Consider the following 25,309-nt stretch of genomic DNA (forward strand, 5'->3'; position numbering starts at 1 on the left):
CCCAATCGAAAGCGGGTTTGCAACCCATAATTCTGGTCTCATCACGCCCGGGAAAAAGCTTGCGTCCGATACCCATCGGGGCGCAAGAAAACCAAGGAAAGACAGGCCTCTCAGTGGCCCGTCGCGGCAGGAAAAGCACAGCATGTCCTTCAACGACCTCAACCCGGCCCCACAAAATTCGGCGGCTCCCGCGGGCGCCCTGATCAAGGATTCGACCGATCGCGCCTTCAAGGCCGATGTGATCGATGCCTCGCTGGAGGCCCCGGTGCTGGTGGATTTCTGGGCGCCGTGGTGCGGCCCGTGCCGTCAGCTGACGCCGAACCTCGAGAAGGTGATCAACGAAAAGGCCGGCAAGATCCGGCTGGTGAAGATCAACATCGACGAGAACCCCGGTGTCGCCGGCCAGCTCGGCATCCAGTCGATTCCGGCCGTGTTTGCCTTTGCCGGCGGCCGGCCGGTCGACGCGTTCCTTGGGGCGATCCCCGAAAGCGAAGTGCGGCGCTTTGCCGACAAGGTGATCGCGGGGGCGCCCGCAGGCCAGCCGCAGGCCGGCTCGATCGAGGAAGAGATCGCCAATGCGCTGACCGCCGCCGGCGAGGCGCTGCAGGTCGGCGACCTCAACCAGGCGGCGCAGGTTTATGGCATGGTGCTGCAGCACCAGCCGGAAAATGCTCCGGCAATCGTCGGCATGGCCAAGGTGTTCCTCGCCGCCGGCGAGCCGGACCAGGCGCAGGCGGTGCTCGACACCATGCCGGAAGAGGGCCGCAAGGGCGACGACTACACCTCGACGCTGGCCGCGCTGAAGCTGCTCGGCGAGGCGGCGGAGCTCAGCGAAACCGATGAGCTCGCGGCACAGCTCGAAACCAACCCCGACGATCACCAGGCGCGGTTCGACCTCGCGGTGAAATACAATGCCGAGGGCAAGCGGCTGGAAGCCGCCGAAGCGCTGGTGGCGCTGATGCGCCGCGACCGCACCTGGAACGAGGACGGGGCGCGCAAGAAGCTGCTCGAACTGTTCGAAGCCTGGGGCCCCAAGGACCCCGCCACGCTGAAGGGCCGCCGGCTGCTGTCGGCGCTGCTGTTCAGCTGAGCTAGTTGACCCAAGCCGGAGCCGTGACGGCTCCGGCTTTTCTGGACTGCGCGAGGAGCCGGACCGGCTCCAGTTTTTGATTGTCGCGCGGTCGAACCGGAAAAGTCTTACAACTTTTCCTGACTGCGCTCCCGGAGGCGCCCGTGTTGAAGCGACCGAATTCTCCCGCCGATTTGCCCGCCAGCGTTCCGTTGTTCCCGCTGACCGGCGCCCTGCTGCTGCCCTATGCCCGGCGGCCGCTCAATATCTTCGAGCCGCGCTATGTCGAAATGATCGACCATGCGCTGAGGGGCGACCGGCTGATCGGCCTGATCCAGCCGCGCGACACGTCCGAGGAAAGCCCGAAGGGCCGGGCGCCGCTGCAGCGCATCGGCACGGTGGGGCGGATCAGCCATTTCGAGGAGGTCGAGGAAGCCCGCTACTTCGTCATCCTCGAAGGGCTGTGCCGGTTCGAGCTTTTGAAGGAAATGCCGACCATGACGCCGTTCCGGCGCGGCATGATCGCGACCGACGCCTTCGCCTCGGATTTCGACCGCGAGTTCGGCGAGGAGGCAGTGGATCGGCCGCGCTTCCTCAAGATGATGCGCGACTATGCCGAGTTCGGCAATTTCGACCTCAACTGGGACGAGATCGAAAAGACCGGCACCGCCGACCTGGTGAATTTCTGCGCCATGGTCTCGCCCTATGGGGCGGCCGAAAAGCAGGCGCTGCTCGAAGCCGATACGCTCGAGACCCGCGCCGAGACGCTGATCGCCATGGCCGAGTTCGAGATGGCCAAGGGCGACGACCGGGCCTCGCCGCTCAATTGAGCGAGGGAACTCCAGCAGAGGCCGCGACCAATCTCCGCCATGTGGTGGATGTGAAGACGCTCGAAATGCTGGTCTGTCCGCTGACCAAGACCCGGCTGACGCTCTCGGCCGACGGCACCGAGCTGATCTCGGTGGCGGCGCACCTGGCCTTCCCGATCCGCGATGGCGTGCCGATGCTCAGCCTCGATGAGGCGCGGGAGATCGAGCAGGGCGACATGGGCCGCAACCTGCCGCGGCTGGGCTAGCGCAGTTCACTGGCGAACGGGATCAGCCGCGGTGTCATGCCCTGCAAAAACTCGGTCTTGCCCACCCACCGGCTGTCATCCCAGCGAAAGCTGGGACCCATCTATCCACCTGCGCTGCGTCGAGTTGGGTCCCAGCTTTCGCTGGGATGACACCGAGTTTGGGGCGCTGGCTGGTGGCAAATTCGCCGATGGGGCCCGCATCTGAGCAGTACGAGTCCATAACTTTGCGCATATGTGCTTTCGCAGGGATGACATCCAGCTTGGGGCTCGGCCAGGTGTGTCAACCAAGCCGTGAAATGCTCCAGTCGCGAACGACTTGATTCCCGGCCCTCCTTGCTTCATTACAGCCGGCACCGAAAGGGGTATTGCCATGGAAAAGTTCACGAGCCTGACGGGCGTCGCCGCGCCGCTGCCGATCATCAACATCGACACGGACATGATCATTCCCAAGCAGTACCTCAAGACCATCAAGCGCACCGGGCTCGGCACGGCCCTGTTCTCCGAGATGCGCTATAATGAAGATGGCACCGAGAATGAGAGCTTCGTGCTCAACAAGCCGGCCTATCGGCACGCGAAGATCATCGTCGCCGGCGACAATTTCGGCTGCGGCTCGTCGCGTGAGCACGCGCCGTGGGCACTCCTGGATTTCGGCGTGCGCTGTGTGATCTCCACCAGCTTTGCCGACATCTTCTACAATAACTGCTTCAAGAACGGCATCCTGCCGATCGTGGTGACGCCCGAGCAGCTGGCGCTGCTGATGGACGATGCCGAGCGCGGCTCCAACGCCACGATCAGCGTCGACCTCGAGAGCCAGACGATCAAGGGGCCGGATGGCGGTTCGCTCCACTTCGATATCGATCCGTCGCGCAAGCAGACGCTGCTCGAAGGGCTCGACGACATCGCGACGACGCTGAGGGCCGATCCGGCGATCTCCGGGTTCGAGAAAAAGATGGGTCAGGACCGGCCCTGGCTCTGAGGCGCGGGCGATGGTCCTCCATATCTCTTCCGGCTCGCCGTTCGAAGCCAGGATCGGCTATTCGCGCGCCGTAGTCGACGGCAACATGGCCTATGTCTCGGGCACCACCGGCTATGACTACAAGACCATGGTGATGCCCGAGGATGCCGGCCAGCAGGCGCGCAACGCCTTTGCCACCATCCAGCAGGCGCTCGAGGAAGCCGGGGGCACCATCAAGGATACGGTGCGCGTCCGCTACTACATCACCGACATGGCGCATTACGACGCGCTGGTCGCGGTGGCCGGTGAAGTCTTCGCCGAGATCCGGCCGGCCGCCACTATGGTGGTGTGCGGGCTGACCCGGCCCGAGATGAAACTCGAGATCGAAGTCACCGCCCGCTTCGGTGCCCACGGGCGCTGAGGCGATGGAGATCAGGCTCAAGCTCAACCCCCTGGGTCGCGACGTGGCGGTGGTGCGCAACGGCTTGCGCGCCTACAACAAGCAGCAGACCGGTGGCATCCGGCATCAGAATGTCGCGCTGCTGCTCTACGATGCGGACGACAAGGCGGTAGGCGGGTTGACCGCGACCGCCGTGCTGGACTGGCTGTTCGTCGAGTGGCTGCACGTGCCGGCCGAGCTGCGTGGCAAGGGCCACGGGCGGGCGCTGATGGCTGAGGCCGAGGTCTTTGCGCGTCAGCGAGGCCTGCTTGGCATGTGGCTCGACACCTTCAGTTTCCAGGCTCGGCCGTTCTACGAAAAGCTCGGCTTCGCCGTGTTCGGCACGCTGGACGATCATCCGGTCGGCGGCGCCCGCTACTTCATGCAAAAGCGCTTCGACAGCGCATCCATCCGATAACGCGAGACGTAAAGCAAAATGGCCCAGAAACTCTTCCTTCTCCCCGGCGACGGCATCGGCACCGAGATCATGAAGGAGGTCGAGAAGGTGATCGCCTGGCTGAACAGCCAGGGCGAGACGGATTTCACCTTCGACTCGGGCCTTGTCGGTGGGTGCGCCTATGACGCGCATGGCGAGGCGATCTCAGAAGAGGATATGCAGAAGGCGCTCGCCGCCGATGCAGTGATCTTCGGCGCGGTCGGCGGGCCGAAATGGGACAAGGTGCCCTATGAGAAGCGTCCGGAAGCGGGCCTGCTGCGCCTGCGCAAGGACCTGAAACTGTTCGCCAACCTCCGTCCGGCGATCTGCTATCCGGCGCTGGCCGATGCCTCGTCGCTGAAGCGCGAGCTGATCGAGGGCCTCGACATCCTGATCGTGCGCGAGCTGACCGGCGGCGTCTATTTCGGCGAGCCCAAGACCATCACCGACCTCGGCAATGGGCAGAAGCGCGCCATCGATACCCAGGTCTACGAGACCTACGAGATCGACCGGATCGTCCGCGTCGCCATGGACCTCGCCCGCACCCGCAAGAACAAGGTGCACTCGGCCGACAAGAAGAACGTCATGAAGTCGGGCGTGTTGTGGGATGAAGTCGCGCAGGCGGTGGCCAAGGACTATCCGGATGTGGAATTCCACCACATCCTCGCCGACAACGCCGCGATGCAGCTGGTGCGCAACCCCAAGCAGTTCGACGTGATGGTCACCGACAACCTGTTCGGCGATATCCTGTCGGACGCCGCGGCGATGCTCACCGGCTCGCTCGGCATGCTGCCGTCGGCTTCGCTCGGGGCGCCCGATGCAGTGACCGGCAAGCGCAAGGCGCTCTACGAGCCGGTGCACGGCTCGGCCCCCGACATTGCCGGCAAGGGCGTCGCCAACCCGATTGCCATGCTGGCCTCGTTCGCCATGGCGCTGCGCTATTCGTTCAACCTGGTGGCACTGGCCGACCGGCTGGAAGCCGCCATCTCGAGCGTGCTGGCGGATGGCCTGCGCACCGGCGATATCGCGCAGGACAATCGCAAGACCGTCGGCACCGAAGAAATGGGCGCCGCGATCCTCAAGAAGCTCGCCGCCTGACAACCGACGCATAGTTGATGAGGCCCGGTGCCCTGGCGGTGCCGGGCCTTCGTTCATCTTCGCTTCAGGTGCGCTATGATTTCTCCGGCATATCGGGGAGGTCATATTATGACTTACGATCTACGCACGCTGCTGAACCGCGCCGTCGACCATGCTGTCGATTATCGCGCCTCGCTCAACGAACATGCCGGCCGCCCGGATCATAGCTACGCCGAGATGCGCGACCGGCTGGTCGAGCCGGTGCCCGAACAGGGCGCCGCGCCGCTCGATGTGCTCGAGGAGCTGGTCCGGCGCAGTGAAGGCGGGCTGATGCCGATCACCGGGCCGCGGTTCTTCGGCTGGGTGATGGGCGCTTCGCATCCGGCGGGCGTGGCGGCCGACTGGCTGGTCAGCGCCTGGGGGCAGAATGCCGGCTATCACACCCCGACCCCGGCGGCGGCCGCGATGGAAGAGGTGGCCGAGCGCTGGCTGCTCGAGATCCTCGACCTGCCGCGTCAAAGTTCGATCGGCTTTACCACCGGCGCCACTGTCGCGGGCGCCGTGGGGCTTGCCGCGGCGCGCACCCGGGTGCTGCTCGATGCCGGTTGGGACCCCGATGCCGACGGGTTGTTCGGCGCGCCGCCGGTGCACGTGCTGATCGGCGACGATGCGCATTCCTCGATGTTTTCGGCGCTGCAGCTGATCGGCTTCGGCTATCGCCGGCTGATCCGCGTCGCCACCGACGGGCAGGGCCGGATGAGCGTGGCGGCGCTCGACGCGGCGCTGAGGGGCCTGAGCGGCCCGAAGATCGTCATCGCGCAGGCCGGGCAGATCAATACCGGGGCCTATGATCGGTTCGACGACATCATCCCGATCGCCCATGCCGCTGGCGCCTGGGTGCATGTCGATGGGGCGTTCGGGCTCTGGGCCCGCGCCACGCCATCCCTCAGGCACCTGACCGATGGCATCGAGGCGGCGGATTCCTGGGTCACCGACGGCCATAAGTGGCTGCAGGTGCCGTACGATTCCGGCTTCGCCATCGTGCGCGACCGCGAGGCGCATCAGCGCGCCATGACGCAGTGGGCAAGCTACCTGCCGACCATCAGCCCGACCGACCGGGTGCCCTCGGCCTTCGTGCCCGAATTGTCGCGCCGGGCCCGTGGCACGCCAGTCTGGGCGATGCTGAAGACACTGGGGCGGCAGGGCGTGGCAGAGCTGGTGGAGCGCCATTGCGCGCTGACCAAGCGGATGGCGGAACGGCTCGGCGCCGAGCCGGGCATCAACCTCAGGAACGAGGTCACCATCAACCAGCTGATCGTCGATTTCGGCGCGGGCGACGCGGCGACGCGCAAGGCGCTGACCGAGGCGGTGATCGCTGGGGTGCAGGCCGGCGGCGTGTGCTTTGCCGGCGGCGCCGCGTGGCATGGCGATTGGGTGATGCGGATCTCGGTCACCTCGGGCGCCACCACCGAAGCGGACATCGAGCTCTCGGCCGATGCCATCATCGCCGCCTGGCGGGCCGTGAGGGGTTAGCGATGGTTGGGCTTCCGCATCGGGTTGAACAGCACGGAACTGCGCTTGCCATCGAGCGCGTCGAAGATGTCGCCGGGTTCGATCCCCACGTCGCGCAGCAGATGCGGCTGCATGCGGCTGAGGCCAAGCAGCGTGGCGCGTTCCCGGTGCCTCTGCACCAAGCGGCGCAGCAGGCGCCGGATGAAGCCGGCATCGGTATTGTGGCGGATGGCCAGCGGGCTCTCGTCCAGGTCGATGGTCGTCATCGTCATATTCCTCAGCGCGCCCCGCTTTGCGCAAAACATATGATGACTTCGGTCGGGAAGATAGCGAGTGCGTGGTGCGGTTCGCGCTGGGATCGAATTGGCAAGTCACAACAACTCCGTAGCCCGGCGCATGGCCGTCGGGGCGAGATGCCGGGATGGGGCGATGGGCCCGAAAACTGCACCGGCGGTACGGTTTTCTGGAGGGACCAGCATGCGTAAAGGCAATGAGACGCGCGAACGCATCCTCGACATCGCCGAAGCAGGGGTGCTCGCCAAGGGGTTTGGCGCGACCTCGATCGATGAGATCATTGCCGAGGCGGGGATCACCAAATCCGGCTTCTTCTATCATTTCCACGACAAGAACGAGTTGGCGCGCGGCCTGCTCGCCCGCCACCGTGGCCGCCTCGGGCAACTGGTCGACGAGATCTTCGGCCGGGCGGCCGAGCTCAGCGACGATCCGCTGCAGCAGCTGCTGATCGGGCTGACGCTGTTCGCCGAGCATATGGCGGCGATGCCCGGCGGGCATCCCGGTTGCCTCGTCGCGACGATGAGCTACCAGGAGCAGCTGTTCAATCGCGAGGTGCGGGCCATGGTCAGCTCGATCGTCGAGGACTGGAACGCCTTCTTCCGATCGATGATCGAGAGGATCGTCGCGGCCTATCCGCTGCGCGAACCGGTGGACCCTGGCCGCATCGCGCGCAACATCACCTGCGCCATCGATGGCGGGATCATCATGAGCAAGTCGCTCGGCGACCCCTCCGTGCTGCCCGAGCAGATGCTGATGGCGCGCAACTATGTGAAGATGCTGTTCCAGCCGGCGGCGCTGCACGCCGTGCCGCGCGAGGCGCTGGCGGCGTGAAGCCCCATTGGGGACACCGTGCCTCCGCACACCCCCTCCGAGCTGCGCTAGGTCGCTGACGCTCCCAAGCTTCGCTTGCCTCCCCCGTCAAGGGGGAGGTGGGCATCGAGTTTGTGGCGTGGGCAGACGATCAACCCAGCCCGAATGCCTCCGCCAGCAGGCGGAACGAGCGGAGCCTGAGCTCGTAGTCGTACATGGTGGTGGTGACCATCACCTCGTCGGCGCCCGACTCCTCGACCTTGCGCTCGATCGCGGCCTTGACCGTCGAGGGCGAGCCGACGATCCAGAGCGGGCGCTGGCCCTCGATGATGCGGGTCTCGTGCGGGGTGTATTGATGCGCCGCCGCCTCCTCGGGCGAGACGAGCTTCCGTATCTGGCCGGAGTGGAACAGCGCCCACATCAGCTCCTGGGAACGGGCGAGGAACTGCGCCTCCTCGTCGGTGGGCGCCACCAGCGCCGAGACGGCGATGATGGCGTGCGGCTTGGGGAAGGCATCGGTCGGAGTAAAGGCGGCCCGATAGGCGGCGAAGGCCGGGCCGGCCGGAGTGGCGCTGAAATGGGCGGCGAAGGAATAGCCGACACCGAGTTGTCCGGCCGCCTGGGCGCTGGCACCGCTCGAGCCGAGTAGGTAGACCGGCGGCAGCTCGACGCGCTCGGGCACCACCATTACCTGGTGGAACGGGTGGTCGGGGGCGAAATTGGCTTCCTCGAAGGCCAGCATCTCGGCCAGTTCCTGGGCGAAATACTCGCCGCCGACCGAACGCAGCGCCTGCAAGGTGCGGCCATCGCTGCCGCCGGCGCGGCCGATACCCAGGTCGATGCGGCCCGGGTTGAGCCCATTGAGGGTGCGGTAGGTCTCGACGACGCGCAGCGGCACGTGGTTGGGCAGCATGACGCCGCCCGAGCCGACACGTATGCGCGAGGTGTTGGCCGCGGCAGTGGCGATCAGCACCTCCGGCGAGGACGAGGCGATCGAGGGCATGCCGTGATGCTCGGCGTACCAGAGCCGGGTGAAGCCGAGTTCGTCGCCGAGCTTGGCGAGGGCGATGATGTGCCTGAGCGCATCCGGGGTCGAGGTGCCTTCAGAGACTGGGGCGAGGTCGAGGATCGAGAGGGGGAGGGAAGCCATGGGGGCTTATATCGTCATTTGGCGATGGATTGGAAGGGCCGTGCGTGCTGCTCCACCCCACCCAGCTTCGCTAGGCCGCGAGCGGCCAAGCTGCGCTACCCCTCCCCATCAAGGGGAGGGAGACGATGGAACCGAGACTATCAGTCAGTTCTCCCTCCCCCTTGTGGGGAGGGATCAAGGGTGGGGGTGGCCACACGCTCCGAGTGCCGATCATTTGACAGCCAACACCGACGCGCTAGCCTCCCTCGCCGAATGGAGAGCAGCTCATGCCGGGAAACAGCCGCATCGCGCCGATCACCGGTTCGGTGATCTTCCTGTTCGTGGCGCCGGGCGTCGTGGCCGGGCTGATTCCGTACTGGATTTCCGGCTGGCAGGTGGGACCGGCGCTTGCTGGCATCGAGCCGCTGCGCTGGCTCGGCGGGTCGCTGTTGCTGCTGGGAGCGGTGTTGCTGGTCGAAACCTTCGCCCGTTTCGCACTGCAAGGCCGGGGGACGCCGGCGCCGGTCTATCCGACCGAGACGCTGGTGGTCACCGGCTCCTACCGGTTCGTGCGCAACCCGATGTATGTGGCAGTGGTGTCGCTGATCCTCGGGCAGGGCCTGCTGTTCGGCAATCTTGCCGTCCTCGCCTATGGCGCGGCGATCTGGCTGATCGTCCACCTGTTCGTCATCAGCTACGAAGAGCCGACGCTGGCCCGCAGTTTTGGCGCGCGGTACGAGCGCTACAAAGCCAATGTCCGGCGCTGGATCCCGCGGCTGACGCCGTGGACTCCGAAGGAGTGACCCGGCCCGGAGAACCGGACCGGGTCGGGATTGCTATTCGGCCGCTTCGAGGCCCTTGATCAGTTCGAGCGCCTGGCGTTCGAACAACCGGCGGTAGATGCCGCCGTCGCGTTTCACCAGCTGTTCGTGCGTGCCTTCCTCAACCACCTTGCCGCCGTCGAACACCAGGAGGCGATCGAGCGCCCGCACGGTCGAGAGCCGGTGCGCGATGACGATGGTGGTGCGGCCGACCATCAGCCGCTCCATCGCCTGCTGGATCAGCAGCTCGCTTTCGCTGTCGAGGCTGGAGGTCGCTTCGTCGAGAATCAGGACGTGCGCATCGGACAGGAAGGCGCGGGCAATGGCGACGCGCTGGCGCTCACCGCCCGAGAGCTTGATGCCGCGTTCGCCCACCAGCGTCTCGTAGCCCTTGGGCAGTTTGGCGATGAAGTCGTGGGCGTTAGCGAGTTTTGCCGCCTCCTCGATCTGGGCCCGGGTGGCGCCGGGCCGGCCATAGGCGATGTTCTCGGCCAGCGAGCGGTGGAACAGCACCGGCTCCTGCTGCACGATGGCGATCTGCTGGCGCAGCGAGGCCTGCTGCACGTCGCGGATGTCGATGCCGTCGATGACGATACGGCCGCCCGAGACGTCGTGCAGGCGCTGGATCAGCTTGACGAAGGTGGTCTTGCCTGAGCCGGAATGGCCGACGAGGCCGACCTTCTCTCCCGGCGCGATATGCACGTCGAGCTGGCGATAGAGCGGCTTCAGATGCACGCCGTAATGGAAGTCGACATGCTCGAAGTCGATGGCGCCGGCCTTGACCAGCATCGGCCTGGCGCCGGGCTTATCCTCGATGCCGAGCTTCTGGTCGTCGAGCGCCACCAGCTCTTCCATGTCGTTGACGGCACGCTGCAGGTTTCGGACGTGCTGGCCGATATCGCGCAGGTACCCCTGCAGCACCAGGAAGGTGGTGATGACGAAGGTCACGTCACCGGCTGTCGCCGCGCCGCTCTGCCAGAGCAGCAGGCCCGAGCCGATGATGGCGCAGCGCAGCACCCAGAGCATGGTGTTCTGGATGGTGCCATTGAGTGTGCCGCGGTTCCAGGTGCGCGAGGTACGTCGGCGCCACTTGTCGACGACGTGGCCGAGGCGAGCCTCCTCGCGGTCCTCGGCGCCAAAGCCCTTGACCACGATATTGCAGCTCACCGCATCGGCGAGCGCGCCGCCCATGCGGGTATCCCAGGCATTGGCAAGGCTGGCGGCCGGCGCGACCCAGAGGGTCGAGAGGCTGACGGTGACGGTGATGTAGATCAGCGAGCCGACACCGATGACGAGACCCATCACCGGCCAGAACAGGCTCAGCATCACTGTGGTGCCGACCAGCATCACCAGCGAAGGCAAGAGCGCCATCATGATCACGTCGTTGAGGCTGTCGAGCGCCCACATGCCGCGAGTGATCTTGCGCACGGTGGAGCCGGCAAAGGAGTTGGCGTGCCAATCCGACGAGAAGCGCTGCACCCGGTGAAAGGCGTTCTGGGCGATATCGCTCATCATGCGCAGGGTGAGCGCGATGATGGTCTGGAACGCCAGCTGGCGGACCAGCACCGAGGCGGCGCCGAGCGCCACGATAACCAGGAAGGCGGTCATCGCGCCGTTCCAGGCGATCTCGTTGGTCGCGGCGCCGCTCGCCACTGCCTCGACCAGCCGACCGGCAAAGAACGGAGTCAGGATGTCGGCGACGGTCTCGATGAAGAACAGGCCCATGATGAGGGCAACGCGCCTGGGCTGCCGGCGCCAGTGGGCGGCGGCGAAGCCGAGCACTTTGCCATAGGCCTGGCCGCGCTGAGTTTTCTTGGAAGAAGCCATGTCGTTCGTCCGGACGCCGCACGAGGCAGCCATCCGGTCCCGGAAAAGAGCAAAACTGGAAAAGAGCCGGAGAGTCCGGCGGCTAGCAAGCGAAGCGTTCTACAGGAGGACCGCGGGCGACCTAACGGTGAAAACCGGAGGTAAGCCCTGCGAGGCGAGGTCGGAATGCTGTCATGTCGCGCCTCCCTGTGGCTGGCCGAAGGAGACGACTCATAGAGAGGTTTTTCAGTTGCGGCAAGCAGGACGGGAAACTGGTGCCGCTAGGGACTGTGTCGCGTCCGGCACCGGTCATCCCCGCGGAAGCGGGGATCTCGGTTTGGCCGCACGCTCCGCAAACGGAGGTTCCCGCTTTCGCGGGAATGACTCCGTGGTGCTGCCCCTTCAAGCTGGCCCACTCTAGACGACGAGCGCGATGGCGACTGGCACGAGGATGATCGCGATGATCAAGGCGATCGCCGGAAAATCGATGAACTTTGCCTTGCTCATGAAAGACATGGGACTCTCCTTCCGCTCTCTCAACGAGCGCGGAAGGAGAACCGTTCCCGGGTCGGCTCAGAACTCGGGTTCGGCGCCGATCGAGTGGATCGACAGGTCGGCGCCGCGGCGCTGCTGCTCGTCGCTGAGGCGGACCGGCGCGACGCGGTTGGACAGCCAGTACAGCACATAGCCGGCGGCGAAAGCATAGACGGAGACGGCGAGTGAGCCGACCAGCTGGGTGAGAAACGATACCCCGCCCATGCCGCCCAGCGCTTCGAGCCCGAAAATACCGGCGGCGATGCCGCCCCACAGGCCGCAAAGGCCGTGCAGCGGCCAGACGCCGAGCACGTCGTCGACCTTCAGCTTTTCCTGGGTCCAGGTGAAGCCCTTGACGAAGATGACGCCGGCCACCGCACCGACGGCGAGTGCCGCCAGCGGGTGGTAGAGGTCGGAGCCGGCGCAGACGGCGACGAGGCCGGCCAGCGCGCCGTTATGGGTGAAGCCCGGATCGTTGCGGCCGATCACCACGGCGGCAATGATGCCGCCGACCATGGCCATCAGCGAGTTGATGGCGACGAGCCCGGAGACGCCGGCGACCGACTGCGCCGACATGACGTTGAAGCCGAACCAGCCGATGCAGAGCAGCCAGGTGCCGAGCGCCAGCCACGGGATCGAGGATGGCGCAAACGGCCGGCCGTTCGGGCCGTAGCGGCCGATGCGGGCGCCCATGCGCAACACCGCGGCGAGCGCCAGCCAGCCACCCAGCGCATGTACCTGGATCGAGCCGGCGAAATCGTGGAAGCGAGCGCCAAAGCTCGATTCAAGCCAGGCCTGGATGCCGTAATTGGCATTCCAGACGATGCCTTCGGAGAACGGATAGATCAGCCCGACGATGACAGCGGCGGCGATCACCTGCGGCCAGAACTTGGCGCGCTCGGCGATGCCGCCGGAGATGATGGCGGGCACCGCCGCCGCGAAGGTAGCAAGGAAGAAGAACTTGACCAGGCTGAAGCCCTGCGGCGCGAAACCGGCCCCGCCGCCCGAAAGCGTTGCGGCATTGTGGAAGAAGGTGACGCCATAGGCGATGCTGTACCCGATGACGAAATAGGCCAGGGTCGAGAAGGCGAAATCGACCAGGATTTTGACCAGCGCGTTGACCTGGTTCTTGCCGCGCACCGTCCCCAGCTCGAGGAAGGCGAAGCCGCCATGCATGGCGAACACCAGGATCGCGCCGACCAGCACAAAGAATACGTCGAGCCCTGCGGACTCAGCCATTGAAGCCTCCCAAGCAACACCCGGCTCGCATCCGGGTTAATTCGGGGGCATGGCAATCAAGCCGCGTGCCAGTTGAACGGGCGGAAAGAGTGCAGCGGTTTCAGCTGGTTAGGTTGCCTGGCAATAAGCAGCGGCTTCGCAGGCAGCGAAGTGCTCAAGATTTGGGCGGTCAACGACCCGGTATTGCCCAGAAACTAGGCGACGCGGCATCGCCTGGCGGGGCGGATGCCGGTCCCTGTTCCGGGCCCGGACGCCGTTGACCGGGGTGTGCAGCCCACGCGGTTTGCGAGTGGGAAGCCTCTGTGGCGGGCCAAGAGGTACGTGAGCTGCACGCCGCGATCAGCGGGGTTCGGAAAACCGGGCAACAGCCCGGTTTCCGAGGGAGAGCCGAGCCGCAACCCGGCTCTCCGGAGTTGGACGCGGGCGAAGGGGAGGAGGTCCCCGCCCGCGTCGAGTGCTCTAGGTGGTCGCGCCGTCGAACCGGAAAAGTCTGCAACTTTTCCTGACGACGCTCCTGCCTAGTTATAGGCGCGCTCGCCGTGGCTCGAGAGGTCGAGGCCATCGCTCTCGGCCGACTCGGTGACGCGGGCGCCGCCGAACACTGCCTTGACGATGAACATGGCGATCAGCGCCACCACGGCCGACCAGACGATGGCGATGCCGACGCCTGTCAGCTGCTTGACGAACTGGCTCCACATCTCGTAGCCGGCCAGCGGGTAACCCCCGAAGGTCGGGCTGGCGACGAACGCGGTGCCCAGGGCGCCGACGATGCCGCCGACGCCATGGATGCCGAACACGTCGAGCGAGTCGTCGTACTTGAACATCGGCTTCAGCGTCACGACGGCCCACAGGCAGACCACACCGGCGATGGCGCCGAGGACGATCGCACCGATGGTGCCGGCAAAGCCGGCGGCCGGGGTGATGGCGACGAGGCCGGCGACGGCGCCCGAGGCGAAGCCGAGCAGCGAGGCATGACCGCGGGTGAACTTCTCAGCCAGGCCCCACGCCAGGGCCGCAGCGGCCGGGGCAGTGATGGTGTTGAGGAAGGCCTGGGCGGTGAGGCCGTTGGCTTCGAGGTTCGAGCCGGCGTTGAAGCCGAACCAGCCGAACCAGAGGAGGCCCGCGCCGATGAAGACGAAGGTCAGGTTGTGCGGCGGGATCGGTTCCTTGAGGAAGCCGGTGCGCGGCCCGAGGACGATGGCGGCGACGAGCGCGGCCACACCGGAGTTGATGTGCACCACGGTGCCACCGGCGAAGTCATAGGCGCCGAGACCGAACAGGTAGCCGGTGCCGGCCCAGACCATGTGGGCGATCGGCAGGTAGGAGAAGGTGAACCAGAGCGCCAGGAACAGCATCACGGCACCGAACTTCATGCGTTCGGCGATGCCGCCGACGATGAGGGTCGAGGTGATGCAGGCGAAGGTGAGCTGGAACACCACGAACACCAGTTCGGGCAGCTGGAAGCCGGCCGAGAAGGTAGCGGCGGTCGATTCGATCGTCACGCCCGAGAGGAACAGCTTGGAGAAATCGCCGATGATGGGCGACAGGCCGCCTTCGCTGCCGCCAAAGGCCAGCGTGTAGCCGTAGGCCACCCAGAGCAGGGCGATCAGAGCGACGCCGCCGAGTACCTGGCTGAGGATCGACAGCACGTTCTTGGCGCGGACCAGGCCGCCATAGAACAGGGCGAGGCCCGGCACGATCATCACGAAGACGACCATGGTCGAGACCAGCATCCAGGCGGTGTCGCCCTTGTCGATGATCGGAACGACTTCAGCGGCCGGCGCCGCGGCGTCCTGCGCGAAGGCAGGCAGGGCGAGAGCCAGCGAGGCCAGTGCCGCAGCTCCCAGGACTTTTGACAACTTCAAGTCTGTCATTGGGGTTTCTCCAGAGGGTAGCGGCATCAGAGCGCGGCCGCGCCGGTTTCGCCGGTGCGGATGCGGGTGACGGCCAACAGGTCGAGCACGAAGATCTTGCCGTCACCGATGCGGCCCGTCTGGGCGCTCTCGCGGATGGCCGAGACGATGGCGTCGGACTGGGCGTCGTCGACAGCGATCTCGATCTTGAGCTTGGGCAGGAAGTGCACGGCATACTCGGTGCCGCGGTAGATTTCGGAATGGCCCTTCTGCCGGCCATAGCCTTTGACTTCGGTCACGGTCATGCCGTGGACGTCGAGCGAGTTGAGGGCCTGGCGGACCTCCTCCAGGCGCGACGGTTTGATGATTGCGATCACCAGCTTCATGGATGCCCCTTTCGATACGTGTTGGACGGTCTCCAATCGGCTCAAACAGACTCAAGTCGCGTGCCAAACTGCGGCCGCAATCGCCAAGCTTATGATTCTATTAAGGAAAGACGGATGCTCGGTGCCTAGCGACGGTGCAGCGGCCTGATCTGCACAAGGCTCATGCACAGAAGTTGGGCAGATTCGATCAAGGTGCTGACACTTTGTGCAGCAGTACGACGCGGCAAAGCATCGCCTTGCGTCGCGCGATGGGAAGTCCGACATAGCGGCGAAGCGGAGTTCTCCTATGGCCGACAGCTTTGACATCGTGATCGTGGGCGGCGGGCCGGTGGGCCTCACCATGGCGCTGGCGCTGAGCCGCTCGATGAAGGGTCTTCGCGTCGCGCTGCTTGATCGACGGCCGTTCTCGGTGCCCAAGGACCAGCGCGCCTCGGCCATCGCCGCGGGAGTGCGCCGCATCTTCGTCGAGCTGGGGGTGTGGACGGCGATGGCGATCGGCGCCGAGCCGGTCAGACAGATGAAGATCACCGATTCCGGCACCGGCGATATTTCGCGGCCGCTGTTCCTGAGCTTTCTGGGCGATGTGGCGCCGGGCGAGCCGTTCGCCCATCTGGTGCCCAACCAACTGGTGGCCGAGACCCTGCTTGGCGCGCTGGGCGAGGGCGTCGAGACCATCGCGCCGGTGGAAATCACCGGCTTTGCCGCCGACCCCGGCATGGCGCGGCTGAGCCTTGCCGACGGCCGCACCATCATGGCGCCGCTGGTGATCGCCTCGGACGGGGCGCAATCGGCGCTGCGGCGCATGGCCGGGATCGAGGTGATCTCGCACGATTACCGGCAATCCGGGCTGGTCACCACCATCACGCACGAACTCGACCACGAGGGCACGGCCTACGAGCATTTCCGGCCGGCCGGGCCGTTCGCCAGCCTGCCGCTGCCGGGCCGGCGCTCATCGCTGGTGTGGACCGAAAGCAGCGAGCGGGCGGCGGAGCTGAAGGGCTGGCCGGCGGAGGCGATCGCCGCCGAGATCGAGGCGGTGATGGGCTCGAGCCTCGGGCGCGTGACGCTCGAGGAAGGGCTGCAGGCCTTCCCGCTGCGCTTGCAGATCGCCAAGAGCTTCGTCGCGCCGCGGCTGGCGCTGATCGGTGATGCGGCGCATGTGGTGCATCCGGTGGCCGGGCAGGGGCTGAACCTGGGGCTGAAAGACGTGGCGGCGCTGGCCGAAGTGGTGATCGATGCGATCCGGCTTGGACAGGACCATGGCGCCGCCGACGTGCTCGAGCGCTACCAGCATTGGCGGCGCTTCGACACCGCGCTGATGGCGATGGTGACCGACGGGATGGTGCGGCTGTTCTCGAACGACGTCGCGCCGGTGCGGGCGCTGCGCGATTTCGGCATGGGCGTGGTCGACCGGCTGCCGCCGGTCAAGGACCTGTTGATCGCCCGCGCCGCCGGGCTTGATCGCAACGGGCCGAAACTGCTGCGCGGGTTACAGATTTAGGGGCTGCGTTACTGAACTGCCGGCGCGGGCTGACCCCCACCCCTGTCCCCTCCCCGCAAGGGGGAGGGAGACCCTCACACTAACATCGCAGTCTGCGTCTCCCTCCCCCTTGCGGGGAGGGATCAAGGGTGAGGGTCCGCAGCCACCGGCGGGAGCTGGAAGTGTCGGCTACGCCGCGAGGCTGGTGTCCGCGGCGACGCCGAGCATCAGGTTGAGGTTCTGCACCGCGGCGCCGGACGCACCCTTGCCGAGATTGTCGTAGACCGCGACCAGCAACGCCTGGGCCTTCGCATCATTGGCGAAGACGTGCAGCCGCATGCGGTTGGTGTCGTTGTAGAGCTCGGGGTTGAGCTCGGGGCTGCGCTCGAGATCGGACAGCGGCGCGACATCGACGAAGCTTTGCGGGATCGCCGCAAAGTGGTCGGCGATGGCGGCATGGAGTTCGGCGCCGGTCGGCACCTTGGCAAGGGTCCAGAGCTGCAGCGGCACCGCGGTGATCATCCCCTGCCGGAAATTGCCGACAGCGGGCTGGAACAGCGGGGTATGCGCCAGCTTGGCGTATTTCTGCAGCTCGGGCAGGTGCTTGTGCTTGAAGGTGAGGCCGTAGAGCGCGAACTCATTGGCGTTCTCGCCCTGTGCCTCATAGTCCTCGATCATGGTGCGGCCGCCGCCGGAATAGCCGGAGATGCCGTTGACGGTGACCGGGAAATCGGCCGGCACGAGGCCCGCTTCTACCAGCGGCCGCAGCGTCGCGATGGCGCCCTGCGGCCAGCAGCCGGGGTTGCCGACCCGCGTGGCATTGGCGATGGCCGCGGACTGCGCCTTGTCCATCTCGGCAAAGCCATAGGCCCAGCCCTCGGCGATGCGGTGCGCGGTCGAGGCATCGATCACCTTGGTGGTGTCGTTCTCGATCAGCGACACGCTTTCCTTGGCCGCATCGTCAGGCAGGCAGAGGATCGCGACATCGGCGAGGTTCAGGAGGCGCTTCCGCTCCTCGAGATCCTTGCGCTTGTCGTGGGCAATGGAGATCACCTCGAGGTCGCGACGACCGGCAAGGCGCTCGCGGATCTGTAGACCCGTGGTACCGGCTTCGCCGTCGATGAAGATTTTCGCGACCATGTGAGACTCCCAATAAAGGGGTTGAATGCGCGGGGACATATAGGGGTTGCCTCTGTCATCTGCAAAGGGTTTGGTGGCGCAAACACCATCATATGAGAGGCCGAAATGACCCCGCACAATCACGCCAAGCCCGGTGACTATGCCGAGGCGGTGCTGCTGCCCGGCGACCCCTTGCGTGCCAAGTGGATCGCCGAGAACTTCTTCGAAGACGCCAGGTTGGTGAACTCGGTGCGCAATTGCCTCGGCTATACCGGCAGCTGGAAGGGGAAGCCCGTTTCGGTGCAGGCGACCGGCATGGGGCAGGCATCGCTGTCGATCTATGTGCACGAGCTGATCAACGTTTATGGGCTGCAGAAGCTGATCCGGGTCGGCACCTGCGGCGGGCTCAATGCCAAGGTGAAGGTGCGCGACCTGATCATCGCCCAAGGCGCGACGACGGACTCAGCGATCGTCCGCGACGCCTTCACGCCGTTCAACTTCGCGCCGATCGCCGATTTCGGGCTGTTACGCGACAGTGTCGAGCGGGCCGAGAAGGCCGGGATGCGCTACCACGTCGGCAACATGCTCTCGTCCGACATCTTCTACCACATCGAGCCCGGCCTCACCGGCTATGGCCGGCTGCCGGCGCATGGCATTCTCGGGGTGGAGATGGAGGCGGCGGCGCTCTACACGCTGGCGGCGCGGTTCGACCGCAAGGCGCTGGCCATCTGCACGATGACCGATTGCCTGATCACCCATGCCGAACTCAGCGCCGAGGACCGGCAGTCGTCGCTCAGGGAGATGATCACCCTGGCGCTCGACACCGCGATCGGCGCATGAGCGTCCTCGGCAAACTCGCTTCGGCGCTGGGGCGCAATGACGAGCAGCCCAATGTCGAGCTGGCGGAGGCGCTGGCGGCAAAACCGGACGCCGCCGCCATCGCCGAGCTGGCCGGGGCGCTCGCGACGGGGACGACTGCCGTTTCCAACGACGCCATCAAGGTGCTGTACGAGCTCGGGGCGTTGAAGCCGGAGCTGGTGGCACCACACGCCCCGGCGTTCCTCAAGCTGCTGAGCGGCAAGAACAATCGCAACGTCTGGGGCGCGTTGCAGGCGATCGAGACGATCACATCGCTGCAACCTGCTGCGGTGCTGGCGCAACTGCCGGCGATCCTCGTTGCGGCGGATAAGGGTTCGGTGATCGCCAAGGACAAGGCGGTGGCGATCCTCGTCAAGCTCGCCGCGGCCGGGCATGGCAGCAAGGTGCTGCCGGTGCTGCTCGAGCGGCTCGACGGCGCGGCGCCGAACCAGTTCCCGATGTATGCCGAACAGGCACAGCCAGTGATCGACGCGGCGCACCGAGAGGCATTCGTGCGCCTGCTCGAGACGCGACTCACCTCGATCGAGGCCAGCGCCAAGCGGACGCGTGTGGAAAAAGTGCTGCGGCGGGCCCGCGCCTGAAGCCTCCGAAAATTGAGGAACGTGCGTCTTCAAAGCGCGATCAAGCGCTTGGCCAAGTCAAGACGCCGCGGCCCGCAGCGGGGTCTGAAGATCGGCTGCCGGAGCCGATCTCGACCTGTCATAAATGTCGCATGGGAGGGAGCCAAACTGGGCGGAACTGAACCGCCGAATTGGCGTTGGGAAGTTAGTTAGGGCATCTGAGGGGAGGCCAGAATGAATACCCACACACTCATCGAACACCGCGATATCCAGAACTGGGTGACGGCGCGTCATGGCAAGCCGGCTTTGCGCCGCGTTCCCGATCCGAACGGGCAGGTGCGGGCGCGGCTGGCGCTGAACTTCGCGCGGCCGGCGGCGCCGACCGAGACCCCGAGCCAGGACGACGGCATGAGCCCCTGCTCATGGACGGCATGGCTGGCCGAGCTCGACCGGCAGCACCTGGCGCTGCGGGTGAGCGACAAGACGGCGTTCGAGTTCGTCGAGCGGCGTGACCTGAACTAGAGCGTTTTCAGGCGGATTTGGCGAGCGAGGTGCCGGCCAGCGGATGGGCCGGCATCGCGTCGGCATGCGGATCGCCAGCCACAGCAACGCGGTCGCGGCCATCGCGCTTGGCGGTGTAGAGCGCCGCATCGGCGCGGCGGCGGAGACCGGAAAGGCTCTCACCGTCCATGCGCTCCGCGACGCCGAAGCTTGCGGTGCAGCGCACGAAGGGCGGTAGACCGGCCACCGGCTGTGCGGCAAAACCGGTCCGCAGCGTTTCCGCCAGGAGGCGGGCGACGGCGAGGTTGGCGCCGGGCAGGAACACTCCGAACTCTTCACCACCCAGCCGGCCGACCACCGCTTTTGGCGGCGCGGTGTCGCGCAGCAGCGCCGCGAAGGCAATGATCACCTGGTCGCCGGTGTCGTGGCCGTAATTGTCGTTGATGGCCTTGAAGGCATCGAGGTCGGCCAGCACCAGCGCCGCCGGCACGCTTGCCTGCTGGAGGCCGGGGGCGGCGCGCTCCTCGAAGCCGCGGCGGTTGTAGACCGAGGACAGCGGGTCGGTCTCCGAGCGCGCAGTGATCTCGACCAGCATGTCGCGCACCAGCAGCATCAACATCAGCAGCCCTGTTGCCACCTGCAGGATCGCGCCGAGCGATTGCGAATAGAGGGCATAGGTGGTGGCGAGGTAGGTGTAGGAGCTGTCGCCCGAACCGCCGAGCAGCACGGCGGCAAAGGGCTTTGACAGGAACTGCATGGCGCTCAGGGCGAACAGCGCCACGAGGCCGATATCGATCGGCTGGCGGCGGCGCGAGGCGAGGATGATCCAGGCGGCGCAGGCCTGCATGACGGCATAAGGCGTCTGGTAGATCAGGTTCCGTTCCACCGTATCGTGCGGCAGGGTGTAGCCGAACCAGTTGGCGGCCACCGACACGATGACGATGACGCTGACGCCGGCCCAGGGCAGCGGGCGAGCATAGCGCCGCGCCACGCCCAGGGTCACCGCGGTGACGGCGCCGAGGAAGGCGGCAAAGCCGGCGGTGTAGGCGAACTGCGGATAATCCTGCTGCGGCAGGATAAATTCCGAGGCGATGTAGACAATGCCGAAGACGTAAGCGAGGGAGAAGAACGGCGCGACCTTGTCCGCCCGGTTGGACACGCCGACCAGGAAGAAGGCCAGCGCAAACAGCGCGGCAATGAATAGGTTGATGGCGAGTATGAAGCCCGCTCCGGCCATGCCCTGCAATCGCGTCCCTAATGATGGAATGACAGTAAGGGTGGCCCCGAAAGAACTGGTTAACAGCATGCCCACAGCACCGTGGCGCGCTGTCGCAGTTTGAGCCACCGGCGCCGTAAAGCCAAGTCCGAACAGGGGGCTCGATGGAGATCGGCACTTGGAACCGGACGGCGCCGCGACCACTTAAGCTATAGCAGTTTTCCCGCTAAGCTCGGGTTCTGAACAAGACCAGAAAGGCATCGAAATGACTCAGGTCCTCACCAAGCACGAGGATATCCGGCTCTGGGCAGCGGCGCGCTCCGGCAATCCGGCCATGGAGGACCGGTCAACCGGCATCGGCGGCCCGCCGGTGTTGCGGATCCTGTTCGACCAGCAGGCGCTGAATGCCGGCGAGAACCAGTATGGCGACCGGCTCGGCGGGCTCGACCTGGTGGCCTGGGACGAATGGTTCGAACATTTCGATGGCCAGAAATACGGGCTGCTGGTCGAGGACGAGCGCCCGGGCGTGCTGGATGACTACTACGAGTTCGTGCCGCGGGACGGCAACCAGCGGGACTGAGCGGCTAATCGACTGAGAGAGACGGCCCCCTCCCATCCTCCCCCATGAAGGGGGAGGTGCTCCGCCGCTTCACCAGGCACAATCGAAGACAGAGCCTCGACTCTTCACCTCCCCCTTCATGGGGGAGGCCGGGAGGGGGCCGTCTGCGGCCTATTGGCCCCGTTCCGCCGCCGCCTCGATGGCTTCCATGTCTTCGTCGGAAAAGCCGAAATGGTGGCCGATCTCGTGCACCAGCACGTGGGTGATGATTTCACCCAGCGTTTCCTCTGTTTCGCTTTCGGCCCAGTAGTCGAGGATGGGGCGGCGGTAGAGCCAGACCTGGTTGGGCAGTTGCCCGGTCTGCGGCGAGGCGCCGCCCTGCGGCAGGCCGATGCCGCGAAACAGCCCGAGAATGTCGAACTCGGTTTCGAGCTCCATCTCGGTCATCGTCTCTTCATCAGGGAATTCGGCCACCATGCAGGGGACGTTCCCGGCCAGCGCCTTGAACTCTCTTGGCAGCGCCTCGAAAGCCGCTGCCGCGATCTCTTCGAAATCGTCGAGGGACGGAGCTGCGCGCGCCGTCCACGGATTGGGGCTTACTGCCACTCGCGAATGTCGACGAAGTGGCCGGTGACCGCCGCGGCTGCCGCCATGGCCGGCGAGACCAGGTGGGTGCGGCCCTTGAAGCCCTGGCGGCCCTCGAAGTTGCGGTTCGAGGTCGAGGCGCAGCGCTCGTGCGGCTTCAGCTTGTCGGGGTTCATGGCAAGGCACATCGAGCAGCCCGGCTCGCGCCACTCGAAACCGGCATCCTTGAAGATCACGTCGAGACCTTCGGCTTCCGCCTGTTCCTTCACGAGGCCCGAACCCGGCACCACCATGGCGTTGACGCCGGCGGCAACCTTGCGGCCGGCCACCACCTTGGCAGCGGCGCGGAGATCCTCGATGCGGCCATTGGTGCAGGAGCCGAGGAAGACGCGCTCGACGGTGATGTCGGTGATTTTGGTGCCCGGCTCGAGGCCCATATACTCGAGCGCCCGCCACTTACTGGCGCGCTTGTTGGCGTCCTGGATGTCGTCGGGATTGGGAACCACGCCATTGACCGAGATCACGTCCTCGGGGCTCGAGCCCCAGGAAACGATCGGCGGGAGCTTCGCCGCGTCGAGGATCACCACCTTGTCGTAATGCGCGTCGGCGTCGGAATAGAGGGTCTTCCAGTACTCGACGGCATGGTCGTAGGCGGCGCCCTTCGGCGCGCGCGGCCGGCCCTTCACGTATTCGAAGGTCTTCTCGTCGGGCGCAATCAGGCCGGCGCGGGCGCCGCCCTCGATGGTCATGTTGCAGACCGTCATGCGGCCTTCCATCGACAGCGCACGGATGGCTTCGCCGGCGAACTCGATGACGTGGCCGGTGCCGCCGGCCGTGCCGATCTCGCCGATGATGGCGAGGATGATGTCCTTGGCGGTGACGCCCTCGGGCAGCTGGCCATCGACACGCACCAGCATGTTCTTGGCCTTCTGCTGGATCAGCGTCTGGGTGGCGAGCACGTGCTCGACTTCCGAAGTGCCGATGCCGTGCGCCAGTGCGCCGAACGCGCCATGCGTCGAGGTGTGGCTGTCGCCGCAGACGATGGTCATGCCGGGCAGGGTGAAGCCCTGCTCGGGGCCGACGATGTGCACGATGCCCTGACGCTTATCGAAGGGATCGTAGTACTCGATGCCGAAATCCTTGGTGTTCTCGGCCAGCGCGGCGATCTGGATGGCGCTTTCCGGGTCAGGATTGGGCAGCGAACGGTCGGTGGTGGGGACGTTGTGGTCGACCACGGCGAGGGTGCGCTCAGGCGCCCGGACCTTGCGGCCGTTCATGCGCAGACCCTCGAAGGCCTGCGGGCTCGTCACCTCGTGGACCAGGTGGCGATCAATGTAAATAAGGCTGGTCCCATCCTCGTTGTTGGAAACAAGGTGATCGTCCCAGATCTTATCGTACAGAGTTCTGCCGGCCATTTTTGCTGGAGGTTCCACTCGGGGGTTAAGGGAGTAACGGGGGGTTCTAAGCCCCGCTCGCGTGTCAGGTCAAGATTGGCAGAGGGGCCAGAGGTTACAAGGGTGCCATGCGAGCGGGTGCATCGGGGAGGCCACGGACGCGGAAGGCGCCCAGCAGCGTGGTGTCGATGCCGATGTGGCGGCGGTTCCAGCGGGCGATGGCGAGCTGCGCCACGGCGCGCGACAGGGCGTTGACCGCGGCGGCGCCGATCAGCCCAAAAACCGGAATCACTGCCAGCTCCACAAGCAGGCCGACCAGCATGATGGCGCCCCAGATCCGCACGTAATCGCGCTCATGGCCGGTCATCATCATGACGATGCGCGACGGGCCGGTGGCGGCGTCGAACAGCAGGCCAATGCTGAGCAGGATCAGCACCCAGTAGCCGGCAATGGAGTGATCGCCGAACAGCGCAAGGATCTGGTTGCCGAAGACCAGGTAGCCGAGGAACACCGCCAGCGAAAAGGCGAAACCGGCCCAGGCACACAATGCAGTGATCGCCTGCGCCTGCTTCATTTCGCCGGCATGGTAGTGGCGCGACACCATCGGCGCGACCACGAGGGTTATGGCGAACATGAACAGGGTCAGCAGCCCGGCGGTGCGGAAGGCGTTGAAGTAAATGCCGGCTGCCTCGGCGGTGACCAGGAGGCCAATGAAGATGGTGTCCATGTTGAGCGCGGCGGAATCGATCACCGTGCCGATGAGGAACCAGCGGCTCGCCGTGCCATGTTCGCGCCAATAGGGCCGGAGCGTCGCAAAGCCCGGGGCGATCTCGTAGCGCCGGATACGCGCGAGGGCGTATTGCAGCGCCAGCGACACGGTCAGCAACACGGCGGTCAGCAGCAGCGCCTGCCAGCCGGTGAGCGGGGCGTTCAAGGCGAACAGCGCCACGATGGCGAGCGGGGTGAGGACGCGCCACAGGATGTCGCGCGGCGCCAGTGCCGTCCATACCGAGCCCTGCGCCCGGAGCGCCGAGGACCAGTATTCGGCGAAGGCCATGGGCAGGATCAGGGCGGCGGCGGCATAGAGGTGCCAGGTCGGCCCGGTGAACAGGCCGGCCGTCGCCGCACCGGCGATGATCAGCGCGGTAAGAACGAGACCGGCGATGAGCGTCAGCGCGCCGCCCGAGCGCAGCGCCGACAAGGCCCTGTCGTGCCTCCCGGCGACATCCTCTTCCGGCCAGTAGCGCAGGATCGCCGTCTGCTGGCCCATCGAGGCGCCGATGGCGAGGATGGTGGCAAGGCTCAGGCCGAAGGCGAAATAGCCGTACTCGGCGGCACCCATGGTGCGCGAGAGCACCACATACATCAGGTAGGTCAGCCCGGCCGTCGCGACCTTGATCAGCAGCGATGCCAGCGACCGGCTGAGGCCGGTGCGCAGCAGGGCGCGAAGGTCGGAGGGAGCTTTGGACATGGCGGGCCGTCGACGAGAGGGTTCGCGGACTATGGCAGGGGGATGCTCACAAGGTCTTACCGTCATCGTCTTGTGTTGTGGCCACTCGACAACAGCGGCGGCCGGACGCA

General features: G+C 65.9%; 26 protein-coding genes. 15 read left to right on the forward strand and 11 right to left on the reverse strand.

The annotated features are described in order from the left end of the window. Nucleotides 1-142 precede the first annotated feature (142 nt). The 8 genes from ACSQ23_RS08290 to ACSQ23_RS08325 all read left to right on the forward strand — a co-directional run bounded on the left by ACSQ23_RS08290 (nt 143) and on the right by ACSQ23_RS08325 (nt 6,584). A complete protein-coding gene (locus ACSQ23_RS08290; protein WP_436090313.1) occupies nt 143-1,090 on the forward strand; it encodes a tetratricopeptide repeat protein in 948 nt (315 codons plus the stop codon). A 143-nt stretch (nt 1,091-1,233) separates the two neighbouring features. Then, on the forward strand, nt 1,234-1,899 hold the full coding sequence (locus tag ACSQ23_RS08295) for an LON peptidase substrate-binding domain-containing protein (protein WP_069910998.1): 666 nt from the start codon (nt 1,234-1,236) through the stop codon (nt 1,897-1,899). Between the two features lie 41 nt (nt 1,900-1,940). Next, nucleotides 1,941-2,144 carry a Trm112 family protein gene (locus ACSQ23_RS08300; RefSeq protein ID WP_055993896.1) on the forward strand — a complete coding sequence of 68 codons (204 nt, stop codon included), beginning with the start codon at nt 1,941-1,943 and terminating at the stop codon, nt 2,142-2,144. 370 nt (nt 2,145-2,514) lie between these two features. Further along, nucleotides 2,515-3,120: a 3-isopropylmalate dehydratase small subunit gene (gene leuD, locus ACSQ23_RS08305; RefSeq protein WP_055993893.1), complete on the forward strand. Its 606-nt coding sequence runs from the start codon at nt 2,515-2,517 to the stop codon at nt 3,118-3,120. 10 nt (nt 3,121-3,130) lie between these two features. Further along, nucleotides 3,131-3,520, forward strand: a complete 390-nt coding sequence (locus ACSQ23_RS08310) for a RidA family protein (protein ID WP_055875184.1) — start codon at nt 3,131-3,133, stop codon at nt 3,518-3,520. A gap of 4 nt (nt 3,521-3,524) precedes the next feature. Next, nucleotides 3,525-3,956: a GNAT family N-acetyltransferase gene (locus ACSQ23_RS08315; protein ID WP_436090314.1), complete on the forward strand. Its 432-nt coding sequence runs from the start codon at nt 3,525-3,527 to the stop codon at nt 3,954-3,956. Between the two features lie 18 nt (nt 3,957-3,974). After that, nucleotides 3,975-5,072 carry a 3-isopropylmalate dehydrogenase gene (gene leuB / locus ACSQ23_RS08320; RefSeq protein WP_055875189.1) on the forward strand — a complete coding sequence of 366 codons (1,098 nt, stop codon included), beginning with the start codon at nt 3,975-3,977 and terminating at the stop codon, nt 5,070-5,072. Nucleotides 5,073-5,180: 108 nt separating this feature from the next. Continuing rightward, nucleotides 5,181-6,584, forward strand: coding sequence for a pyridoxal phosphate-dependent decarboxylase family protein (locus ACSQ23_RS08325; RefSeq protein WP_436090315.1), 1,404 nt, complete (start codon nt 5,181-5,183; stop codon nt 6,582-6,584). Here the strand turns inward: ACSQ23_RS08325 and ACSQ23_RS08330 are convergent. Further along, entirely contained in the window at nt 6,581-6,829 is a 249-nt protein-coding gene (locus tag ACSQ23_RS08330) for a DUF1127 domain-containing protein (RefSeq protein WP_436090316.1), read from the reverse strand. The genes ACSQ23_RS08325 and ACSQ23_RS08330 overlap by 4 nt on opposite strands. Before the next feature lie 211 nt (nt 6,830-7,040). On the opposite strand from ACSQ23_RS08330, the gene ACSQ23_RS08335 reads away from it, so the two are divergent. Further along, nucleotides 7,041-7,688, forward strand: a complete 648-nt coding sequence (locus tag ACSQ23_RS08335; RefSeq protein WP_436090317.1) for a TetR/AcrR family transcriptional regulator — start codon at nt 7,041-7,043, stop codon at nt 7,686-7,688. Nucleotides 7,689-7,818: 130 nt separating this feature from the next. Here ACSQ23_RS08335 and ACSQ23_RS08340 read toward each other — a convergent pair whose 3' ends face one another. Next, nucleotides 7,819-8,817 (reverse strand): LLM class flavin-dependent oxidoreductase, encoded by a 999-nt coding sequence (locus tag ACSQ23_RS08340; RefSeq protein WP_436090318.1) that lies wholly within the window; start codon nt 8,815-8,817, stop codon nt 7,819-7,821. A gap of 266 nt (nt 8,818-9,083) precedes the next feature. Here ACSQ23_RS08340 and ACSQ23_RS08345 point away from each other — a divergent pair, with 266 nt between their 5' ends. Further along, nucleotides 9,084-9,599: a methyltransferase family protein gene (locus ACSQ23_RS08345; RefSeq protein ID WP_055993878.1), complete on the forward strand. Its 516-nt coding sequence runs from the start codon at nt 9,084-9,086 to the stop codon at nt 9,597-9,599. 33 nt (nt 9,600-9,632) lie between these two features. Here the strand turns inward: ACSQ23_RS08345 and ACSQ23_RS08350 are convergent, their stop codons facing one another. The 4 genes from ACSQ23_RS08350 to ACSQ23_RS08365 all read right to left on the reverse strand — a co-directional run bounded on the left by ACSQ23_RS08350 (nt 9,633) and on the right by ACSQ23_RS08365 (nt 15,435). Further along, entirely contained in the window at nt 9,633-11,444 is a 1,812-nt protein-coding gene (locus ACSQ23_RS08350) for an ABC transporter ATP-binding protein (protein ID WP_436090319.1), read from the reverse strand. A 552-nt stretch (nt 11,445-11,996) separates the two neighbouring features. Further along, nucleotides 11,997-13,196 carry an ammonium transporter gene (locus ACSQ23_RS08355; RefSeq protein ID WP_436090320.1) on the reverse strand — a complete coding sequence of 400 codons (1,200 nt, stop codon included), beginning with the start codon at nt 13,194-13,196 and terminating at the stop codon, nt 11,997-11,999. Nucleotides 13,197-13,714: 518 nt separating this feature from the next. Beyond that, nucleotides 13,715-15,070, reverse strand: a complete 1,356-nt coding sequence (locus ACSQ23_RS08360) for an ammonium transporter (protein WP_055875212.1) — start codon at nt 15,068-15,070, stop codon at nt 13,715-13,717. A 26-nt stretch (nt 15,071-15,096) separates the two neighbouring features. After that, nucleotides 15,097-15,435 carry a P-II family nitrogen regulator gene (locus tag ACSQ23_RS08365; protein WP_055046886.1) on the reverse strand — a complete coding sequence of 113 codons (339 nt, stop codon included), beginning with the start codon at nt 15,433-15,435 and terminating at the stop codon, nt 15,097-15,099. Between the two features lie 286 nt (nt 15,436-15,721). Between ACSQ23_RS08365 and ACSQ23_RS08370 the strand changes: the two genes are divergently transcribed. Beyond that, nucleotides 15,722-16,936, forward strand: coding sequence for an FAD-dependent oxidoreductase (locus ACSQ23_RS08370; protein WP_436090321.1), 1,215 nt, complete (start codon nt 15,722-15,724; stop codon nt 16,934-16,936). A 168-nt stretch (nt 16,937-17,104) separates the two neighbouring features. Here ACSQ23_RS08370 and argC read toward each other — a convergent pair whose 3' ends face one another. Beyond that, nucleotides 17,105-18,055, reverse strand: a complete 951-nt coding sequence (argC, locus tag ACSQ23_RS08375) for an N-acetyl-gamma-glutamyl-phosphate reductase (protein WP_436090322.1) — start codon at nt 18,053-18,055, stop codon at nt 17,105-17,107. A gap of 105 nt (nt 18,056-18,160) precedes the next feature. On the opposite strand from argC, the gene deoD reads away from it, so the two are divergent. From deoD to ACSQ23_RS08390, 3 genes are all read left to right on the forward strand, one after another. Then, complete coding sequence (deoD, locus tag ACSQ23_RS08380; RefSeq protein ID WP_055875224.1) at nt 18,161-18,874, forward strand: purine-nucleoside phosphorylase; 714 nt, start codon at nt 18,161-18,163, stop codon at nt 18,872-18,874. After that, nucleotides 18,871-19,494, forward strand: a complete 624-nt coding sequence (locus tag ACSQ23_RS08385) for a hypothetical protein (protein ID WP_055993862.1) — start codon at nt 18,871-18,873, stop codon at nt 19,492-19,494. Before deoD ends, ACSQ23_RS08385 begins: the two co-directional genes overlap by 4 nt. A 213-nt stretch (nt 19,495-19,707) precedes the next feature. Further along, nucleotides 19,708-19,995, forward strand: coding sequence for a hypothetical protein (locus ACSQ23_RS08390; RefSeq protein ID WP_055875231.1), 288 nt, complete (start codon nt 19,708-19,710; stop codon nt 19,993-19,995). A 7-nt stretch (nt 19,996-20,002) separates the two neighbouring features. On the opposite strand, the gene ACSQ23_RS08395 is transcribed toward ACSQ23_RS08390, so the two are convergent. Then, nucleotides 20,003-21,211, reverse strand: a complete 1,209-nt coding sequence (locus ACSQ23_RS08395; RefSeq protein ID WP_055993859.1) for a GGDEF domain-containing protein — start codon at nt 21,209-21,211, stop codon at nt 20,003-20,005. Between the two features lie 244 nt (nt 21,212-21,455). On the opposite strand from ACSQ23_RS08395, the gene ACSQ23_RS08400 reads away from it, so the two are divergent. Next, nucleotides 21,456-21,770 (forward strand): hypothetical protein, encoded by a 315-nt coding sequence (locus ACSQ23_RS08400; protein WP_055875237.1) that lies wholly within the window; start codon nt 21,456-21,458, stop codon nt 21,768-21,770. Between the two features lie 150 nt (nt 21,771-21,920). Here ACSQ23_RS08400 and ACSQ23_RS08405 read toward each other — a convergent pair whose 3' ends face one another. From ACSQ23_RS08405 to ACSQ23_RS08415, 3 genes are all read right to left on the reverse strand, one after another. After that, the gene (locus ACSQ23_RS08405) at nt 21,921-22,355 is read right to left on the reverse strand and encodes a metallopeptidase family protein (protein WP_436090323.1); all 435 of its coding nucleotides are present in this window, start codon (nt 22,353-22,355) and stop codon (nt 21,921-21,923) included. After that, nucleotides 22,346-23,749 carry a 3-isopropylmalate dehydratase large subunit gene (gene leuC / locus ACSQ23_RS08410; RefSeq protein WP_055875242.1) on the reverse strand — a complete coding sequence of 468 codons (1,404 nt, stop codon included), beginning with the start codon at nt 23,747-23,749 and terminating at the stop codon, nt 22,346-22,348. The genes ACSQ23_RS08405 and leuC overlap by 10 nt, the downstream gene beginning before the upstream one ends. Before the next feature lie 94 nt (nt 23,750-23,843). Next, entirely contained in the window at nt 23,844-25,199 is a 1,356-nt protein-coding gene (locus ACSQ23_RS08415; protein WP_436090324.1) for a lipopolysaccharide biosynthesis protein, read from the reverse strand. Nucleotides 25,200-25,309: the final 110 nt, after the last annotated feature.

The sequence above is a fragment of the Devosia sp. LjRoot16 genome (assembly GCF_964252795.1).
In the GTDB taxonomy this organism is placed as follows: domain Bacteria; phylum Pseudomonadota; class Alphaproteobacteria; order Rhizobiales; family Devosiaceae; genus Devosia_A.

Bases quoted from the DNA above. Each gene is read 5' to 3' on its own strand.
- ACSQ23_RS08395 (WP_055993859.1), bottom strand. From the start codon at position 21,211: ATGGCCGGAGCGGGCTTCATACTCGCCATCAACCTATTCATTGCCGCG.
- leuC (WP_055875242.1), bottom strand. From the start codon at position 23,749: ATGGCCGGCAGAACTCTGTACGATAAGATCTGGGACGATCACCTTGTT.
- ACSQ23_RS08390 (WP_055875231.1), top strand. From the start codon at position 19,708: ATGAATACCCACACACTCATCGAACACCGCGATATCCAGAACTGGGTG.
- ACSQ23_RS08325 (WP_436090315.1), top strand. From the start codon at position 5,181: ATGACTTACGATCTACGCACGCTGCTGAACCGCGCCGTCGACCATGCT.
- leuB (WP_055875189.1), top strand. From the start codon at position 3,975: ATGGCCCAGAAACTCTTCCTTCTCCCCGGCGACGGCATCGGCACCGAG.
- ACSQ23_RS08315 (WP_436090314.1), top strand. From the start codon at position 3,525: ATGGAGATCAGGCTCAAGCTCAACCCCCTGGGTCGCGACGTGGCGGTG.
- ACSQ23_RS08345 (WP_055993878.1), top strand. From the start codon at position 9,084: ATGCCGGGAAACAGCCGCATCGCGCCGATCACCGGTTCGGTGATCTTC.
- ACSQ23_RS08355 (WP_436090320.1), bottom strand. From the start codon at position 13,196: ATGGCTGAGTCCGCAGGGCTCGACGTATTCTTTGTGCTGGTCGGCGCG.
- ACSQ23_RS08340 (WP_436090318.1), bottom strand. From the start codon at position 8,817: ATGGCTTCCCTCCCCCTCTCGATCCTCGACCTCGCCCCAGTCTCTGAA.
- ACSQ23_RS08290 (WP_436090313.1), top strand. From the start codon at position 143: ATGTCCTTCAACGACCTCAACCCGGCCCCACAAAATTCGGCGGCTCCC.
- ACSQ23_RS08370 (WP_436090321.1), top strand. From the start codon at position 15,722: ATGGCCGACAGCTTTGACATCGTGATCGTGGGCGGCGGGCCGGTGGGC.
- ACSQ23_RS08350 (WP_436090319.1), bottom strand. From the start codon at position 11,444: ATGGCTTCTTCCAAGAAAACTCAGCGCGGCCAGGCCTATGGCAAAGTG.
- deoD (WP_055875224.1), top strand. From the start codon at position 18,161: ATGACCCCGCACAATCACGCCAAGCCCGGTGACTATGCCGAGGCGGTG.
- ACSQ23_RS08360 (WP_055875212.1), bottom strand. From the start codon at position 15,070: ATGACAGACTTGAAGTTGTCAAAAGTCCTGGGAGCTGCGGCACTGGCC.
- ACSQ23_RS08365 (WP_055046886.1), bottom strand. From the start codon at position 15,435: ATGAAGCTGGTGATCGCAATCATCAAACCGTCGCGCCTGGAGGAGGTC.
- ACSQ23_RS08335 (WP_436090317.1), top strand. From the start codon at position 7,041: ATGCGTAAAGGCAATGAGACGCGCGAACGCATCCTCGACATCGCCGAA.
- ACSQ23_RS08330 (WP_436090316.1), bottom strand. From the start codon at position 6,829: ATGACGACCATCGACCTGGACGAGAGCCCGCTGGCCATCCGCCACAAT.
- ACSQ23_RS08385 (WP_055993862.1), top strand. From the start codon at position 18,871: ATGAGCGTCCTCGGCAAACTCGCTTCGGCGCTGGGGCGCAATGACGAG.
- leuD (WP_055993893.1), top strand. From the start codon at position 2,515: ATGGAAAAGTTCACGAGCCTGACGGGCGTCGCCGCGCCGCTGCCGATC.
- ACSQ23_RS08415 (WP_436090324.1), bottom strand. From the start codon at position 25,199: ATGTCCAAAGCTCCCTCCGACCTTCGCGCCCTGCTGCGCACCGGCCTC.
- ACSQ23_RS08400 (WP_055875237.1), top strand. From the start codon at position 21,456: ATGACTCAGGTCCTCACCAAGCACGAGGATATCCGGCTCTGGGCAGCG.
- ACSQ23_RS08310 (WP_055875184.1), top strand. From the start codon at position 3,131: ATGGTCCTCCATATCTCTTCCGGCTCGCCGTTCGAAGCCAGGATCGGC.
- argC (WP_436090322.1), bottom strand. From the start codon at position 18,055: ATGGTCGCGAAAATCTTCATCGACGGCGAAGCCGGTACCACGGGTCTA.